This is a genomic window from Psychrobacter aquimaris, assembly GCF_016107525.1.
GTDB classification, from domain to species: Bacteria; Pseudomonadota; Gammaproteobacteria; order Pseudomonadales; family Moraxellaceae; genus Psychrobacter; species Psychrobacter aquimaris.
Genome location: NZ_JABASR010000003.1, coordinates 269,984 through 287,428, shown reverse-complemented (window position 1 = coordinate 287,428; position 17,445 = coordinate 269,984). Strand labels below are relative to the sequence as shown.

Genomic DNA, 17,445 nt, shown 5'->3' with positions numbered 1-17,445 from the left:
GTTGATTTGGCTAATTGGTATTGCAGTCATGATATCGCGTGGCTTGATAAAAACGGGTTTGGGTCGACGTATTGCCTATTATTTTATTTCCATTTTTGGCAAAAAAACCATCGGCGTGGCTTATTCTTTGACCGCGGCTGAATTGATGATAGCACCCATTACGCCCTCTAATACGGCGCGTGGCGGCGGTATTATTCATCCTATTATGAGGTCTATCGCGCAAAGCTTTCACTCGACACCCGAGGAAGGCACGCAAAATAAGATTGGTCGCTATTTGGCGATGGTGAACTATCATGCCAATCCCATTACTTCTGGGATGTTTATTACGGCTACTGCGCCCAACCCTTTGGTTGTAGATTTGGTGAATAAAGCCACAGGCGGTGATATACAGCTGTCATGGACCACGTGGGCAGTGGCGATGTTTATACCCGGAATGCTTTGTCTAATCGTCATGCCATTGGTTATTTACATAATTTATCCACCTGACGTTAAAGTCACGCCCGATGCAAAAGGTTTTGCCAAGGACAATTTGGCAGAAATGGGGAAAATAAGTAGCCAAGAAAAGATCATGCTCGGAGTATTTGCTCTGATGCTGTTATTGTGGGCAAATATTCCTGCATTGATGTTAGGTGAGCAATATAGCGTTGATGCTACCACCACGGCATTTATTGGTTTGACGACCTTAATATTGACTGGGGTATTGACTTGGGACGATATTTTAAAAGAGAAGTCAGCATGGGATACCATCATTTGGTTCGGCGCTCTTATTATGATGGCAGCTTATCTTAATAAGCTTGGACTGATAAGCTGGTTTTCTGGCAATATTGAATCGATGATTGGCACGACTGGGCTTGGCTGGATAGGGGCTGTGACTATTTTGACCCTAGTATACTTATATATTCATTACTTCTTTGCTAGTACCACGGCTCACATTACTGCACTATTTGCTGCATTTTATGCAGTAGGTTTAAGCTTGGGTGCACCGCCGATGTTATATGCGCTTATCTTGGCTGCAGCGAGTAACATCATGATGACGCTTACTCATTATGCAACAGGTACCGCGCCAGTAATTTTTAACTCTGGCTATGTGACGTTAAGAGAGTGGTGGAGTATTGGCGCGATAATGAGTGTGGTCAATTTAGTCATTTGGATAGGTGCTGGTTTAATTTGGTGGAAAGTGCTCGGCTATTATTAATAGAGCGACCCAGTCATATTGCCTTATGTACAGATGAGTATTCTTATGAAAAGGTGAGTATTCTTATGAAAAGGTGAGTATTCTTATGAAAAGGTGAGTATGGGTTAAAAGCGCTCATCTAACGTTTCGAGCGTATAATTGAGCGCGGCAAAACAAATATCGCCCTGAAAGCCTCGATATTGCAAAAACCGTAGCTGCTTTGCTTTGTCTTTTTGTTCAGTGGGTATGTCATCACCGTATTTTTTGGTACGCGCTGTGACTGCCAGTTTGAGCCAATCGACACCATCTACTAGATTATCTGCACTATCATCTACAAACTCACTAAACTCTTCTGACTCCGCATTTGCCATATCGATTAACTCATCGATATTACTGGGCATGGCTATTTTTTTACGATAAAACTCCTGCTTGATACGCCCGCGACCCCGACCTTTACGGATATTTTCACGAATGAGCATGAGAGTCGTGCGATAATCACTTTGATAGCCTTTTTCTTCAAACTCATCGAGCAGCGCATCAATTTTATCTGGGGCTTGCTCTTTATCAATGAGCTTTTGCTTGAGCTCAGCCTTGCCATACTCACGGCGCGATAAATAATAAAAAGCTAACCAACGTAAACGACTTTCGGCTTTGACCTCGTCTATTTCTGCTTGTCGTTGTTCAGGCGTGCGCAAATAGGCTTTAAGAGCAGCGGGTAGGTTATCCGTCTGACTGTCGACTGTGCTATGCGTAGAAGTGTTGGTAATGGCGGCATCGGCTATATACTGTGATTCTTTATTCAATGCATTATCAGTAGCCGCACTATCGTCTTGTTCACCATCAATATTTTGTTTAACTTCAGCGAGCATCTCTTTGATACTTTGCGCTTCTGGTTGCTGATAAGCAGGCACGTCACTAGGCTCAGGGCTAAAGTTAGCCGCTGGGTGAAAACGCTTTTCGCGTTTCTTGGTTTTAGCAGAATTTTTATTGGTAGAAGAGTGAGCCTCAACGGATTCTACTGAAAAGTCAGCATCGTCAGATAATGAATAATCTTTACGAGAGTAGGTTGAGCGTTTTAGCATTTTAGCCGATTGTTTAGACTGGTCTTTATATGAGCGGTTAGACGGTTTAAAAGATTTAGACGGCTTTTTTGAATCAGTATTAGTAATACTCGCTGTATCGGCATCCGATTCAGCGAGTATTTCAGCTAAGGTTTTAATGTTCATAACAATTTAATTTTCATAACAAGTCATGATTATTGATAACGGCTGATAATTAAGCCGTTATTGTACAGCTTCAGAAGCTGGTTCTTTATTGACTTTCTCAGCATCTGTGGCCTTGGCCTCTTTTTTTGATCCAAGCTTTTCTTCACGAATTTTAGCTTCGATTTCTTGCGCAATCGCAGGGTTTTCTTTTAAGAACAGCACAGAGTTGGCTTTACCTTGACCGATTTTTTCGTCGCCATAGCTATACCAAGAGCCTGCTTTACCAACCGCGCCAATCTCAACACCCAAGTCAATCACTTCGGCTAAGTGGTTAGTACCTTCACCATAAGTGATCTCAAACTCTGCTTGGCGGAAAGGCGGTGCCATTTTGTTTTTGATGACTTTGACACGGGTTTGGTTACCGATGATTTCATCACCGTTTTTGACCGCACCGATACGGCGGATGTCCATACGCACTGAGGCGTAAAACTTAAGCGCGTTACCACCAGTCGTGGTCTCAGGACTACCAAACATCACACCAATTTTCATACGGATTTGGTTAATAAACACTACCATACAATTAGAGCGTTTGGCATTACCAGTGATTTTGCGTAGTGCTTGGCTCATCAGACGTGCTTGCAAGCCCATGTGAGAGTCGCCCATCTCGCCTTCAATCTCTGCACGTGGCGTTAGAGCGGCGACTGAGTCAATGACAATCATATCAATCGCACCAGAGCGTACCAACATGTCGGTGATTTCAAGTGCTTGCTCACCATTATCAGGCTGAGAAAGTAATAAATCATCCGTATTCACGCCAAGTTTGCGCGCATAGACAGGGTCAAGCGCATGCTCAGCATCGATAAAGGCGCATGTGCCGCCCTGTTTTTGACACTCTGCAATCGCTTGTAGAGTCATCGTTGTTTTACCTGAGCTCTCTGGACCGTAAATCTCAACGATACGGCCTTTTGGTAGACCACCAATGCCAAGTGCAATGTCCAAACCCAGCGAGCCTGTTGATACTACATCGACATCCATAATAGCTGAATCGTCACCTAAATGCATGATGGTGTTCTTACCAAACTGCTTTTCGATTTGACCGAGTGCTGCTTTAAGGGCTTTGGCTTTATTGTCGTCCATACTGGATTCCTTGTCTTTAGTCATTGGTTACTATTATGAATTTGTTATGATAAATAGAATATTCGTGCTATGAAGGTTAACGGCTCAATAGTGCTGATGGCTATCTAAATAATAGGCAGCGTTTGTCCAGTATCTAGCTAGAGTGAATAGGTTAGAGTATCGATGATATAGACAGTAATATCGGATATATCACTCTACTATACAGTAAAATCGAATAATGATAAAAGTGAAATTAAGTTCGCAATTAATGGCAACAGGTGTAATTTATACGCTACATTATGCTCGTTGAGCATGAACTGTTTTTCTAAAGTACCGTTAATTAGATAAGGTGATTATAACAAAAACCAAGGACCATATAGAGAGTTCGATAATACTAAACGACACTAACTGTCGCATTGTATATATGTGATAACTTGTGTAATCTAGTTGATGAGTACATCCTAATTTTGGATAGGATAAAGCTGTCCTTTGTCAATAGCACTAAAAGTTGTCCACAAGAAATGAAGTGTCTAAATTCAGCATTTGTGAAACATCAGTGAGGATTGTTTTAATTTAAAAATATATTAAAAATATATTACAGTATTATGAAATACATCGTAAGATACTGATTTTAAATGATTTTTAAATTGTATAAAAATTGAACGATTTTACCTCATCCTTTGAGCTATCTAGGGAAATTGTTGTCAAGTGCGTACTTATACACAGGGTTATCCACAGCTTATGGGGAGAACTCATGAATCCCTTATACTATCAATGTTTGAGTGGATAGGTAACCTGTGAGTGTGACACTGCAATATATTTTTTACTCTTATCTGCAGCGTTATCGATTTGCAGATTCTATGAAAATGGCGATGTTTCACGTATTAAAAAAAATTTATTTTTTTCAATAAAAATAGTTATAGCTTGTCTATTAAGGGTTGTAGCTGAAAAAAAATCAAATAATATTGTCATTAGATAATTTGCAAGCACAAAAAAGCGGCTAAATAATTTAGCCGCTATGTAGAAGTCACCAAAGATCAATGAGCTAAATCTAGTCTTTAATATAGATTAAATCCCAAACACCATGTCCACGCTCTAAGCCTCGGCGCTCAAATTTGGTCATTGGACGAAAGTCAGGGCGGTTGGTAAAGTTACCTGCGCCCGCTTGATTGGTTAAGCCAGTAAAACCATCTAAAACTTCAACCATCCAAAAAGCATAATGCTCCCAGTCGGTTGCTGTGTGGAACCAGCCGCCTTGTTTTAGACTGCGAGTCACAATTGCCATGCGCTCAGGGCTGACAAAACGGCGTTTGTAATGGCGCTTTTTTTGCCATGGATCAGGGAAGTAAAGCTGGATGCGATCAATATGGTTTTCTGGTAATTGCTTGAGCAATTGAATGGCATCACCGTTGATGATTTTGACATTGGTTAGCGCTTGCGTACCTGCCATATAGGCGCATTTACCGATACCTGGCTCGTGCACTTCGACACCAACGAAATTGCGGCTAGGTTCGGCTGCTGCCATCTCAATGAACGAATCACCCAGTCCAAAACCAATCTCTAAAGTAAGCGGTGCTTCACTACCGTTAGGGCTATCAGCGAATAACGTTCGTAGATTGTCGATACCATCAAGATCACCATCACCGAAACTGTTATTGACCAGATACTCAGCAAATTCTGGCGCGGTCAGTGCCAGTTCGGCATTTTTATTCATGTGCGTACGTCGTTTCATAAAGGTGTTGACGATACGTAGATGCTTACTTTCCTCAGGCTCAATATCATTACTAGCACTGGCATCAATGTCAGTATGAGTAAGGCTTTCGGAGTTGGTGCTGAGGGTTTCTTGCTCATCGGTAGTACTCGTACTATCGATGTTATCATTAATATCAGGATGTTGACTCATAGGATTGACAAGGCTTCATAAAATGGGTGATGTACGCTTATTATAAGTTAAATCTATACAGCTGTGAACGGACAATGCTTTTTTAATATTGTTATCGTTCATCCAGCATAAAAAAGTGAAAGTGTTGATCTTGTATGACGTATCACATATAGATCTGCATTCGGCTGTCTTGACTCTCTTTTACATTGAATCAACGGTATTCATCTGTTGTTTTACTATTCTGCACATAGGTTTTGGCGTTATCATACAACATGCGTAATGGATTTAAATTTTTCTTCATAGTCAATAGGATTCATCACTATGCTATTTATCGAGACGGATTCGCCACCCCCTTTTTACCAAGAACAGCTGACTCCTGCTAAGCGTACACAACTCGATAAATGGTTCATCGGTCATCGTAGCCAGCACTATTACTTGAAACGTTTTGAGCAGTTCGATGCGCAAGGTTATCTGTCGCCAAAATGGCATTGGGCAGCATTTTTCGTAACCTTTCCTTGGCTCCTCTATCGTAAACGCTATATGGATGCGATTGTCTATAGCGTGGCAGGCTGGTCGTTTATCCAGCTCAATGTGGCACTGGTATTGGTTGCGTTTGAATTTTTGGCGATGTCTTTTATCCCTGATGCTTACCAAATGGCGACACGCATAGGTATTGCCGCGCTCATTTGGTTATTTTGGTCATTTATGGTGGCGCGTTGGACGGATGCTTATTATTACCGCATGGCGCGGCGTGAGATTGCGGATGCTATCAATGATTATCCGCGCGATGAAGCAGCGCAAAAGGCGTATCTGCGCCGAGAAGGTGGGGTCAGTTTATTTGGGTTAGGATTGGGGTTTGGTATTTTTGCCTTTGCTTTAATGGTAATTAAGGTACAGTTTTTGCCAATTATTGCTAAGCCAAAAGCCAATGAAGTGCTGTTCGATGCGTATGACACAGCCAAAACAGCACAAAATCGTGTGGCGCTGATTTATCAACAGACAGGGCAATGTCCAATTAATTTGCCTATTGATACAGGCACTCAGCAGATACGCATTGATATCGATAGCAAAGCCGCTGGCGTAGTAAAAACGGATTGTGCAGTGATTGCGACCATCCAAAATATTCAGTTCCCTATCCGCTACCTCAATCAGCAGACACTGGTTTTTTATCATGTGCCAGACAGCGATAATTGGAACTGTATAAGTTCGCTAAATAAAAAGCTGGCACCTGCAAGCTGTATGCCTGATTAAAATATATAAATACTTAAGTGTTAGAGTCAGTTGTAATGTCATCCTTTTTATCAACAGGTGTTGCTTTACTTTTTAGTGCGTCATAAAAATCCGTTAAGTCCATTTTACGGGCTTTATCAATGTCTTCATCAAATAAGCTTTCTAGCTCCGCCATGGCTGATTGTGCGGATTCAATCATGCTGGCTTCATCATCATAAATCGCTTGCTGACGTTCAATTAAATCATCGTCATAGTCCCGGAAAGTTTGCACCGTCTCGCGCGCTTTTTCTGGTGAGATGCCAAGCAGTTGTAGCGACTCACGCGACATATCCAAGGACGATAGGTAGGTCTCACGCCAAATATGACGCACACCGACCTCACGTAATCGATAATAATGCTGACGGTCACGTGCCCGTGCCAAGACAATCAAGTCTGGATAGTTTTTACGTAAGTATTGAGCCGTGGTGATAGAGCGCTCTAAATCATCGATGGCCAAAATAAACACACGGGCTTTTTTGATACCAGCCGCGCGTAATATCTCAGGGTTTTTTGGATCGCCATAATAGACTTGGTTACCAAATTTACGAACGAAATCGACGCGATTCGCTGAGCGTTCGATGGCAGTAAACTCAATATTGTGCATGCGTAGTACACGACCGATAATCTGACCGACGCGCCCAAAGCCAGCAATAATTACTTGATGTTCATGATCGGGAATGGCATCGTATTCTCGGCTGGGTTTGCTTTTGGCAAATAAAGGCTCACCGATTTTCTCAAGTAATAAAAATGCGAGCGGTGTGAGCGCCATGGAGATAGTGACGATAAGGTTCAGGGTGTTGGCAAGCTCGGGTCGCAAGACATTTTGAGCAGTAGCGACACTGAATAAAACAAAAGCAAATTCACCGCCTTGAGCGAGAGTCACACCCAGTCTGATACTGGTTGGCCAGCGATTACCTGATATCTTTGCAATGGCGGTAATGACACCGAATTTGATGGCCATCAATGCCATTGCACAGCCGATGATAAAGATAGGTTTTGCCAAAATGAGTTTGACATCGGTTAGCATACCGACTGACATAAAAAACAAGCCTAGTAGCAATCCTTTAAACGGTTCAATACTAGCTTCTAACTCATGGCGATACTCAGAATCTGCCAGCAATACCCCTGTCAAAAAAGCACCCAATGCCATTGATAGACCAATTTGCCCCATCAAAATAGACACGCCCATGACGATAAATAGCGCAACGGCGGTCAGCAATTCTGATGCACCACTAGATGCTACAAACTTAAAGAAGGGACGAACGACATAACGGCTAGCGAAAATCAGTCCAGCAAAAACCGCAAAAACTTTGCCAAAATAAATCAAATCATAACTTTGTTCGCGCACCCCTGACAAGAAAGGAATGACGGCTAATAAAGGAATAACGGCAATATCTTGGAATAATAAAATCGTAAACGCTTCACGACCGTGGGTGCTAGAAAGCTGCTGTTTCTCCGTTAGGATTTGTAGTACAAAAGCTGTGGACGACAGGGCGAGGCCAAAACCGACAATAAAAGCAGTATCCAGTTGTAGAGCAAAAAACTGATGTAACAGCCACATTAATAGTGTGCCAGTCAGACCTACTTGCAAACCACCAAGGACAAATATCGAGCGCCGCAGCGCCCAAAGCCGCGAGGGTTGCAGCTCAAGCCCAATAATGAATAGCAGCATGACCACGCCAAATTCAGAGAAGTGTAACAAGCTCTCAGCGTCGCCTGCGACGTCTAGTCCACTGGGCCCCAATATCAATCCTGTAATGAGATAACCTAAGACCGTCGCAATGCCAAAACGTTTGCCAAGGGGTACAAAGAGCAGGGCTGCTCCCAAGAAGATTGTAGCTTGTAACATTAAATTTGGTGAGCCGGTTGCGGCAGCGAACATCTGGAATCCTTAGCAGTCATGATAAAATAAGCAATACAATACGGGTATGGCATTAAGAAAAAAATCTTAGCATACGTTATTTTTTACGATAAATCTTCCACACACCATTATCGGCAAGTGGGTTATTATAAGCATCGTTACGGCGCTTTCGCGGGGTCTGGCGACTGTCTACGATTTTGAAGTCGGGCAGCGCATGAACGATAAGCCCCGTCCGATAAAAACGTACGCGTTCAGGCTCCAGCATCTCGCCCTTGCTATCACGGCAAAATACATAAGCGCGCAAATCAATGAATTCACGATGCGCCACCAAACGCGCCTCATCATCATTATCAAATACTGCGCTCATACGCGCAATTTCATCAGCACTATAATCGCCACACTTATCCGTAAGTGCGCCGACTGAACCAAAGCTTTTAGATTCTTTTGCTCGGGTCTTGGTCAGATGTAGCCTTTGAACATGATAGATAAATTGCGGTATCTCAAGGCTGGCTGGCAGCGGCAGATGATCGGGCGGCAGGTTTGCTGCAGGATAAAACGCCATGGCGCGTTCAAGCAATGTCTGCCAACGCTGCTGGTATGCTTGGACTTCGGCTAGATTGCCTTCATAAATTGGCATATCACGAATTTGACGCAAAATATCGGGCGGAAACTGCTCATCTCGAAAGCTGGCAATGTCTTCTTGCAGTGTTGATAGCAATACTTTGGCATGCTTTTTACCCTCTGCTGAGATAGGGGCATCAATGTAGCTTGGAGCAACGAAAGGAGCTGAGCGTCTCGACATGGCAAAAGGTCATCAATTGGTTATGAGTAGGGTCTTTAAGTCCTAAGTATACAGAATTTATATTAAAAATATGGCGGCACGGCTGAATTTTCCATCATTTTTAACAAGCTATTACAATGAAAAAAGCCAGCGTGATATAAATTGATTCAAGACACAGTCTGTTCATTTATCTATAGTTACTTACTTTGAGTGGTTGATATACCTCTCAATAGACAGCATTGAATGAATTATCGAGACTCACTGCTTAGGAGCCTTTCTGATGAACAATCGCCCGTCGCTACCCGTGATAAATGGCGTGACTGCTTGAAAGTATGTGGTGAAATAATATTAAGAATGATCGTGGCAGGAATGGCGCAAGCAGTGGGATTTTGGTTGCTGCATGCGTAAAATATGGCCCCCGCTTATTTGACACCTATCATGACTGGCGCATGAGAGTTTTGTATTCGAATGACGTTCTTAGAATTGGGGTTAGGTATCCGGTTAATCACAGCGCTTTGGCTAATTTGGTGCATACGGCGTTATTATTGCCGTCACTTGATAAAACGTCGCCAATCATAGGCGACGTTTAAATGGATATTTAAATGAAGGATAGTATTTTCAATGTCTAATGTCTGATTTTCAATGTCTCATGCTTAATGATTGTGACCAATGTGACTGTTATTATCTGTTTGTTGTTCTGAGATATCGCAGACCAGCGCATCGCTATGTGCCTCAGTCTGCGGGTGCGATGCGCTTTCTACCTGTATGGTCGCATGATGAATACCAAGCGTGAGCAAGCTTTGTTCTAAATTGGCAATCAATATGCTTGATTCATGAATATTCATCTCGCCATCGACAACAACGTGACAAGATAAGGCATTTAGACCACTGGTAATACTCCAAATATGCAAATCATGGACTTTTTGCACTTGCGGATGGGCAAGTAGTTTTTCTTCGACATCCACCAAAGATATGCCTTCTGGCGTGCCTTCCATCAAAATATGTACGGAATCACGCACAACGCGGTAACCACTAAATAAAATCAGTATGGCGACAATCACTGAGGCCACTGCATCTGCCCAAACCCAGCCAAAGCTCATCATCAAAAGCGCCGCAACAATAGCGGCAACTGAACCCATTAAGTCACTTAATACATGCAGGTAAGCACTTTGCATATTAAGGTTGACTGGTTCTTTTTCCTCATTTTCCCCATTATTGACTTCGTGACTGTGACCATGCGCCTCTCCATCGCGACTACTGCGATGCATCATCCAAGCGACCAAAATATTGACTAGCATACCGATAGTGGCCACGATAAGCATGCCTTGGGTAGCAATTTCAGGCGGTGAATTGAAACGTTTAATCGCCTCATAAAAAATCATTAGCGCAATAATGACCAGCGTTGCACCATTGACTGTCGCGACTAAAATCTCAAAGCGCTTGTAGCCAAACGTCTTTTGGTGAGTAGCTGCTTTTTCACCAATCTTAAATGCCATCAAAGTGGCACCAAGTGCCACGGCGTCACTGAGCATGTGACCAGCATCAGATAATAGCGCCAAACTGCCAGTCAGCCAGCCACCGATGGCTTCAATAAACATATAGCCAGTGATAATGATAAAGCTGAACAGTAAGGTGCGTTGATAACCTTTAGTGTCTCGCGGAGCTGTTGTTTGCTTTAAGTGCCTATCCTGACCGTGATTGTGAGCGGCTTGATTGTCATGAATGTAGCTGCTTTCATCATTTTTATACAGATAATTAGACACATTGACAGTATCACTCTGATGAGAATGATTGTCTTGTTTAGGGTTTGAATTTTTTTGATTCATAACAACAATACTCAAGCTTGCTTTAATTTAGATTAAGTAACGAATATCCGTTTATTATTTGTGCAAATAGACTTTATAAAAATTAAACAATAAATTCTTGCAAGATACATCAAGCAATCATTTATGAATCTAACATAGTCGGGTATTAGAAACTGTAACGACGAGGTACAATAATGCAGGTCAGATACTATTTATCGAAAACAGCAGGCTGTGAGCTGTATAAATGCAAGACGCTGAGGCTACCAACCGACAGGGTCGATATCCAAAGTTAGTTTAAGGTACTTGGCACTGGGCAAAGTTAATACGGGCTGCCACCACTGGCTTAATACATGGTGTAATTGCTGTCGATTTTTGCCTAAAAGTAGCAGTTGTACGTGGTAACGGCTGTTCTTTTTGCTCATTGGTGCATCGATAGGACCCAGTACGACCAAATTATGTCCATTTGGTAGAATAGCAATCGCATCTTTAAGTGCTTGCGTCGTGGCGGTAAGGGTTTTGCCTTCACAGCGTATCAGGGCAGCATGACTGTGTGGCGGTAAACCCATCATTTTACGCTCTTGCAATAGCTCGCGAGCAAAGGATAAATAACCATCTTTTACCAGTTTTAATAGTAACTCATTATCTGGTTGCAGCGTCTGAATGAGCACACGACCAGATTTATCGCCACGACCAGCACGTCCTGCGACCTGAATCATGAGCTGTGCGGTATGTTCCGGCGAGCGAAAGTCAGCGGATAAGAAACCACGATCAGCATTGGGCAAGCAGACGAGCGTAACATTGGGAAAATGATGACCTTTGGCGACCATTTGTGTGCCAACCAAGATGGCAGGATTGCCTTGATTAATACGTTGATAAATATTCTCCCAGCTGTCTTTACGTCTGGTCGTATCGCGATCGATTTGAATAATGGGATAAAGCACTTTACTGGTTTGTGGATTGGCAAAAATCGCATGCAGGTTTTCGCTGAGCCTTGTTGTTCCCATGCCTTTGGCATCCAAATTTTGACTGCCACAGTCCGGGCAAACTGTCGGAATATAAGCTTGCCAGTCGCAGTGGTGGCATTTTAAATAGGAGCTACTATAAGCGTTGTGTTGGGATTGGCTATTATAATGAACGGTTAAATGCGCATCACAGCGCGGACAATCTGCCTGCCAACCGCAAGCTTCGCATAGCAAAACTGGCGCATAGCCGCGACGGTTTAAAAATATTAATACTTGATCGCCCGCTTCTAGCGTTTGCCGTATCGCCCCAATAAGCGCATCGGTCAGCCCAGTATCATAGCGCGCGCCATCATCCGTCGTTTGTTGATGAGTACTTTGCAGGCGCGCATCAATCAGCTGCATAGTTGCAGGCTTCGCATTACCTGGACGAGTTTGTAGTAGGCACTCCACCAGCTTACCATCATCGACCAGTTTTAGATGCTCAAGAGAAGGGGTAGCAGTACCCAATACAACGGGAATATTGGCTTGTAGCCCGCGATAAAGTGCCACATCGGCGGCATGATAGCGCAACGTATCTTGCTGCTTATAAGAGCCATCATGCGCTTCATCAACGACAATTAAGCCCAAATCTGCAAAAGGATATAGCACCGCTGAGCGCGTGCCGATGATGATTTGAGCGTGACCAGTACGGCAATCTTGCCAGCCTTGTAAGCGATGAGTATTGTTCATACCTGAATGTAGCAGGACAATGTGAGCGGCAAAGCGACTGGCAAAACGCGCGCGCGTTTGCGGTGTCAATCCAATCTCTGGTACCAAAATCAACACCTGCTTGCCAGCTTCCAATACGGCTTGCATCGCTTGCAGATAGACTTCTGTCTTGCCACTGCCAGTGATGCCATTTAATAAAAATCCCGTGTAGCGATTGGCTTCATGAGCCGCAATAATAGCGGTAACGGCGAGTTGTTGCTCGTCATTGAGATCAAGGGGCAATTTTGCTAATTTAACAGGAGCAGGTGATTGTTTGGGCTGAATATAGCGCTCGATTAAACCTTTGTCTTCCAGCGCTTTTAAAAAACTCCTCTCCATCCCCTCTAGCAATAAAACATCTTCACTCGCGCCGCGCTCGCCATGCAGCTTAAGCATATCAAATTGTTGTTTCTGTTTTTTGGCATTGGCACGAAAGTCATCGTCGCTTACCTGCGGCAAAATTCGCCAATGGGTAATCAGTAAATCCAGTGGCTTACCTTGACGAACGAGAGTTGGCAACATGACTGCTAAAACGTCACCAAGAGGGTAGTGATAATAACGCGCCAGCCAGTGTGCCAGCTTTAGCATACTGGTCTCTAAAATAGGTTCAGCATCTAAGCATTTATTGATAGGTTTTAGCTTATTGAGTGGCACGCTGCTATTTGCTTCTGGAATATGAGCGACGACGATACCGATTAAAGTTTGACGACCAAAGGATACTTCGACACGGCAGCCAATATGTGGCAAAGAGGGGCTTGATAAGGCGTTTATATCTACTGGTACGCTATAGTCAAATACCCGATAAAGGGGCACGGGTAGAGCAACTTGTACCAACATAGCATGCACCCCAGTTTTAGGTAAATAGTTTTAAAATAAATAGCCGTTAGATAACCAGCTTGTAGATATCTAGATCGTGATATTGATGAAAATAATAGCAGTAAGCCCAAATAGTGATATTTGGGCTTACTGCTATTATTACTTTTTAGAAATGGCTTTTTGACTTAACAGTTTGAGAATTAAGTACGTTGATGTATTAAGCCTTAGCATTTACATGATGATATGGCTTAAGTTACTCAATATATAAAATTGACTCAATCTCGACCACACCGCCTTTAGGTAGGGCAGCTACTTGGACCGCTGCACGGGCAGGATATGGCTCGCTTAGATTGGCAACGAACACTTCGTTTAGTGTCGCAAAATCATTCAAGTCTGTTAATGACACGTTAAATTTAACCACGTCATTTAAGCTGCCACCAGCCGCTTCACAGATGGCTTTGATATTTTCAAAAACCTGCTTTGCTTGTGCTTCAAAGCCTTCTTTTAGCTCCATGGTATCAGGGTCAAAACCCAACTGTCCTGAAATATAGACAGTGTTACCGACTTTGACGGCTTGCGAATACGTGCCAACGGCAGCAGGGGCTTTATCAGTTTGAATGGTTTGACGAGTCATATTATATCCTTTTTGTCTTTTTCTGGTTTGGTAGGTAAAGGCGTATCATTCATCATTTACATTTTGGTTTTCATCATGCAAATGATGACACGCTCTACGTTTATTTGCTAAAAATCAAAAAATACAGTTTATCATTGTTTCAGGTCTTTCTAAAATTTTCTAAATCTATCATCCAGCGTTTTACTGAGTGAGTGTTGGTGATAATTTATTACACGCACTACACTCTATCACGCGCATTACAGCTGATATAGCCTGATGATGTTTGGGAAGCCCAGTAAGGAGCGTAGCTCACGGATGCCTTGTGCTAGATGATTGCGGCTACGAACGATGATATGAATAATGGTATCACTGCTACGCACATCTACTTTTTCTACCCCTATATTTAATTGGCGCAAATGATAGATTACTTCAGTAATTTGTTCGTCGCTGAGGGCAATAGATAGCTTTAAATAAGCCGGAAATCGAATCTTTCCAGTATTTTTTATGTCATGCTCGCCAGCTTCACCTTGCTTTACCGCATTATCATTGCGCCAGCGCAGTTGAATGACTTGGTAAGGATTGTCTTTACGAATATCATCAAGTGAGAAGCATTTGTGTCGATGAACAACCAGACCATGACGGGACAAATGACCGACGATAGGGTCCCCATAAATAGGGTGGCAACAATTGGCAAAATCAAGCTCAACCCCAGACGCATTGACTATCAGCTGTTGCGGTTGGGTCATATCATCGCTGTGTTCTTGTGCTTGTAAATCATTGACTTCATCGCTAAACAAGCGAGTCACTACCAGCTGTGGTAGTAACGTGCCAGAGCTTATCTGCTCAAATAGCTCGGATTTTTCGGTCAAGCCACGCCATTCAGTGAGGTTCTTCCAGTCACTATCAGTCAAATCATCGAGACTTTTTTGATAGGTTTTTAGCGCCCGATCTAAGGCTTGCTGACCATGGTGTTGCTTATCAGCAGGGGATAAGTCTTTAAACCAGCGCAAAATTTCTTCACGCGCTTTATTGGTCACGACAAATCCTAGCCATTCTGCTTTTGGTTCTGAGTGGCTACTGACTTCTATCTCAACCAGCTGCCCATTCTTAACGACGGTGCCAAGTTTGGCTTTTTTACCATCGATATTGGCTCCGACGGCCACATTGCCGACCATAGGTCCAACAGCGTAAGCAAAGTCTAGTGCAGTTGCGCCTTGCGGTAGCTCATAGGCACGACCCTTTGGACTATAACAGATGATTTTACTGGAGTGTAGGTAATCCATCAGCTCATTAATTGTAGAGACCGCCGCTGAAAAGTCTGGGCTATTTTCATCTAGGTTGTCTTCATCGACCAAGTCTTTCATATTGCGTAATGAGGCTTGGATAACCGATTGGCTAACGTCTGAGGCATGCTCTGCACCGATGACACCAAGACGAGCTGCGCTTTGCATCTGTTTGGTCAAAATAGTCACTTTGACGACATCGTTATCACGCTCATAGATAAGCGTGAGCGATTGATTGCCGCCCGGTAGCGGACGACGAATATTATCAGCGATATGAGTATCATCGATTTGATATTTTTTAATCAGATAATAAGCCAGTTTGTCACACGCTTCGATATTATCTAGGACAATCTCAAAGGCATAATGACGGAGTAGGGCATTGATTTCACCGCGATTGCGGAAAAACTGACGGTAGATGACCACGCGATTGTCTAAAACTTTGACCAGACCATTCAACCCCAAATTATTGAGGACAATACTCAAATATCGATGAATGGCCTCTCTTTGAAAGTTACGCCCAAGCCCGTGTTGTAGCAGCTTATCAGACAGTTTGTTGTACATGTCAGAATCAAGGTTACGGTAACAGAGTACTTCGATATAATCGGCAATATCATTGAGCCCCATCAGCCGTGCAAACGGTACATAAAAATCCAATGTTTCTTGTGCTGTGGTGCGTTGTTTTTCGGGGCGTACTGCATCCAGTGTGGACATATTATGTAAGCGGTCAGCAAGCTTGATAATTAATACGCGTGGATCAGCAAGGGTAGCTGTCAAAATTTTATGAAAGGTGGCCGCTTTGTTTTGCTGTTTATTGTGTGAGGACGACTTTAGCTTAGTCACACCGTCGACCAGTCTCGCCACTATTTTGCCATAGCGCTGCTCAATCTGTTCATCACTCACTTCGGTGTCTTCGACCGTATCATGCAAGATCGCTGCAATAATCGTATCTCGATCCAAACGAAAACCTGCCAGTATCTCGGCCACCGCAATCGGGTGCGTGATATAAGGCTCTCCTGATTTACGCTTATCTTTGATGTGCGCAATATCACCGAACTCACAGGCATCAATAATATCATGGCGTTCAGCAGCAGTGAGATAACCTACTGAGCGCAGCAAATTATATTGAGCTTCATCGACTAGATGATGACTGAGTTTGGGTAAGGTTTGACTCATAAAGTAACGATCCTATTTTCCATTACCTATTTGCCTGACTGTCTATCGAGGTAAATGGTGACTGAATGAATGCTGACCTATGAAAAATAGGTAGGCCATCCTCTAATTAATCGTAAATCGCATTCAATGTCAACTGCTAAGCGAGCAGGCGCTATAAAAGTTTAGAAATTCTAACTCAATGGTAGGTTTTTAGGTATAGATGGTGATTAAAACAGCCAAAACAATATCACAGCCAACTGTCATTACAAGCAAAAAACCACAGCCTATGCTGTGGTCTCTCGTCAATACGTCATCACTGTGTGTATTTATCTTATAAAGCAGTTGTCAGCTTCATAGTTTTCATACGACAAACCTTCAATGCTGTATCTTAACAATACAGTGTCTTAAAAGCTATGATCGCCTGACAGTGCCAAATCTAATGAACTGGTGGCAAAGTTGTGCTCTGGCTGATTTAGGATATCGCGAGTGATTTTACCAGCGGCAATTTCACGTAATGCCAATACCGTAGGCTTGTCATTATCAACATCAACCAATGGTTCTGCGATACCTTTGGCCAATTGACGTGCGCGTTTGCTTGCCACTAAAATCAGTTCAAAGCGATTATCAACATTATCCAAACAATCTTCAATCGTCACTCGTGCCATATATAGCTACCTCGGTTGTTTTTATTAGTCACGGAGCTTGCCCGCCACTCAATAAAAATAATATCAAAATATAAAGGGGGATAGCGAGACATTATAGCATTTTTTGCCCAGTCG

General features: G+C 43.0%; 13 protein-coding genes. 3 read left to right on the top strand and 10 right to left on the bottom strand.

Annotated elements, in window-relative coordinates:
• Window positions 1-1,195: DASS family sodium-coupled anion symporter (locus JFC10_RS04560; protein ID WP_198331856.1), on the top strand; the 1,195-nt coding region annotated here is incomplete at its 5' end.
• A gap of 104 nt (window positions 1,196-1,299) precedes the next feature.
• Here JFC10_RS04560 and JFC10_RS04555 read toward each other — a convergent pair.
• From JFC10_RS04555 to trmB, 3 genes are all read right to left on the bottom strand, one after another.
• Window positions 1,300-2,400, bottom strand: a complete 1,101-nt coding sequence (locus JFC10_RS04555) for a regulatory protein RecX (RefSeq protein WP_198331855.1) — start codon at window positions 2,398-2,400, stop codon at window positions 1,300-1,302.
• Window positions 2,401-2,457: 57 nt separating this feature from the next.
• A complete protein-coding gene (recA, locus tag JFC10_RS04550; RefSeq protein WP_193012517.1) occupies window positions 2,458-3,516 on the bottom strand; it encodes a recombinase RecA in 1,059 nt (352 codons plus the stop codon).
• Window positions 3,517-4,546: 1,030 nt separating this feature from the next.
• Window positions 4,547-5,398, bottom strand: coding sequence for a tRNA (guanosine(46)-N7)-methyltransferase TrmB (trmB, locus tag JFC10_RS04545; RefSeq protein WP_198331854.1), 852 nt, complete (start codon window positions 5,396-5,398; stop codon window positions 4,547-4,549).
• A gap of 300 nt (window positions 5,399-5,698) precedes the next feature.
• On the opposite strand from trmB, the gene JFC10_RS04540 reads away from it, so the two are divergent.
• A complete protein-coding gene (locus JFC10_RS04540) occupies window positions 5,699-6,628 on the top strand; it encodes a pilin (RefSeq protein WP_198331853.1) in 930 nt (309 codons plus the stop codon).
• Window positions 6,629-6,641: 13 nt separating this feature from the next.
• Here JFC10_RS04540 and JFC10_RS04535 read toward each other — a convergent pair whose 3' ends face one another.
• Entirely contained in the window at window positions 6,642-8,528 is a 1,887-nt protein-coding gene (locus JFC10_RS04535) for a monovalent cation:proton antiporter-2 (CPA2) family protein (protein ID WP_193012520.1), read from the bottom strand.
• A gap of 76 nt (window positions 8,529-8,604) precedes the next feature.
• The gene (locus JFC10_RS04530) at window positions 8,605-9,309 is read right to left on the bottom strand and encodes a hypothetical protein (RefSeq protein ID WP_198331852.1); all 705 of its coding nucleotides are present in this window, start codon (window positions 9,307-9,309) and stop codon (window positions 8,605-8,607) included.
• A gap of 222 nt (window positions 9,310-9,531) precedes the next feature.
• On the opposite strand from JFC10_RS04530, the gene JFC10_RS04525 reads away from it, so the two are divergent.
• Entirely contained in the window at window positions 9,532-9,696 is a 165-nt protein-coding gene (locus tag JFC10_RS04525; RefSeq protein WP_198331851.1) for a hypothetical protein, read from the top strand.
• A gap of 245 nt (window positions 9,697-9,941) precedes the next feature.
• Here the strand turns inward: JFC10_RS04525 and JFC10_RS04520 are convergent, their stop codons facing one another.
• The 5 genes from JFC10_RS04520 to rpoZ form a co-directional block, all read right to left on the bottom strand.
• Window positions 9,942-11,114 carry a cation diffusion facilitator family transporter gene (locus JFC10_RS04520; protein WP_198331850.1) on the bottom strand — a complete coding sequence of 391 codons (1,173 nt, stop codon included), beginning with the start codon at window positions 11,112-11,114 and terminating at the stop codon, window positions 9,942-9,944.
• Window positions 11,115-11,353: 239 nt separating this feature from the next.
• Window positions 11,354-13,639: a primosomal protein N' gene (locus JFC10_RS04515; protein WP_198331849.1), complete on the bottom strand. Its 2,286-nt coding sequence runs from the start codon at window positions 13,637-13,639 to the stop codon at window positions 11,354-11,356.
• 232 nt (window positions 13,640-13,871) lie between these two features.
• Window positions 13,872-14,252, bottom strand: a complete 381-nt coding sequence (locus JFC10_RS04510; protein ID WP_198331848.1) for a RidA family protein — start codon at window positions 14,250-14,252, stop codon at window positions 13,872-13,874.
• A gap of 236 nt (window positions 14,253-14,488) precedes the next feature.
• Window positions 14,489-16,687, bottom strand: a complete 2,199-nt coding sequence (locus JFC10_RS04505; protein ID WP_198331847.1) for a RelA/SpoT family protein — start codon at window positions 16,685-16,687, stop codon at window positions 14,489-14,491.
• Window positions 16,688-17,070: 383 nt separating this feature from the next.
• Window positions 17,071-17,331 carry a DNA-directed RNA polymerase subunit omega gene (gene rpoZ, locus JFC10_RS04500; RefSeq protein WP_057761396.1) on the bottom strand — a complete coding sequence of 87 codons (261 nt, stop codon included), beginning with the start codon at window positions 17,329-17,331 and terminating at the stop codon, window positions 17,071-17,073.
• Window positions 17,332-17,445: the final 114 nt, after the last annotated feature.

Coding starts and splice junctions, on each gene's coding strand:
- recA (WP_193012517.1), bottom strand. CDS start 3,516: ATGGACGACAATAAAGCCAAAGCCCTTAAAGCAGCACTCGGTCAAATC.
- rpoZ (WP_057761396.1), bottom strand. CDS start 17,331: ATGGCACGAGTGACGATTGAAGATTGTTTGGATAATGTTGATAATCGC.
- JFC10_RS04505 (WP_198331847.1), bottom strand. CDS start 16,687: ATGAGTCAAACCTTACCCAAACTCAGTCATCATCTAGTCGATGAAGCT.
- JFC10_RS04520 (WP_198331850.1), bottom strand. CDS start 11,114: ATGAATCAAAAAAATTCAAACCCTAAACAAGACAATCATTCTCATCAG.
- JFC10_RS04540 (WP_198331853.1), top strand. CDS start 5,699: ATGCTATTTATCGAGACGGATTCGCCACCCCCTTTTTACCAAGAACAG.
- JFC10_RS04525 (WP_198331851.1), top strand. CDS start 9,532: ATGAATTATCGAGACTCACTGCTTAGGAGCCTTTCTGATGAACAATCG.
- trmB (WP_198331854.1), bottom strand. CDS start 5,398: ATGAGTCAACATCCTGATATTAATGATAACATCGATAGTACGAGTACT.
- JFC10_RS04510 (WP_198331848.1), bottom strand. CDS start 14,252: ATGACTCGTCAAACCATTCAAACTGATAAAGCCCCTGCTGCCGTTGGC.
- JFC10_RS04535 (WP_193012520.1), bottom strand. CDS start 8,528: ATGTTCGCTGCCGCAACCGGCTCACCAAATTTAATGTTACAAGCTACA.
- JFC10_RS04515 (WP_198331849.1), bottom strand. CDS start 13,639: ATGTTGGTACAAGTTGCTCTACCCGTGCCCCTTTATCGGGTATTTGAC.
- JFC10_RS04530 (WP_198331852.1), bottom strand. CDS start 9,309: ATGTCGAGACGCTCAGCTCCTTTCGTTGCTCCAAGCTACATTGATGCC.
- JFC10_RS04555 (WP_198331855.1), bottom strand. CDS start 2,400: ATGAACATTAAAACCTTAGCTGAAATACTCGCTGAATCGGATGCCGAT.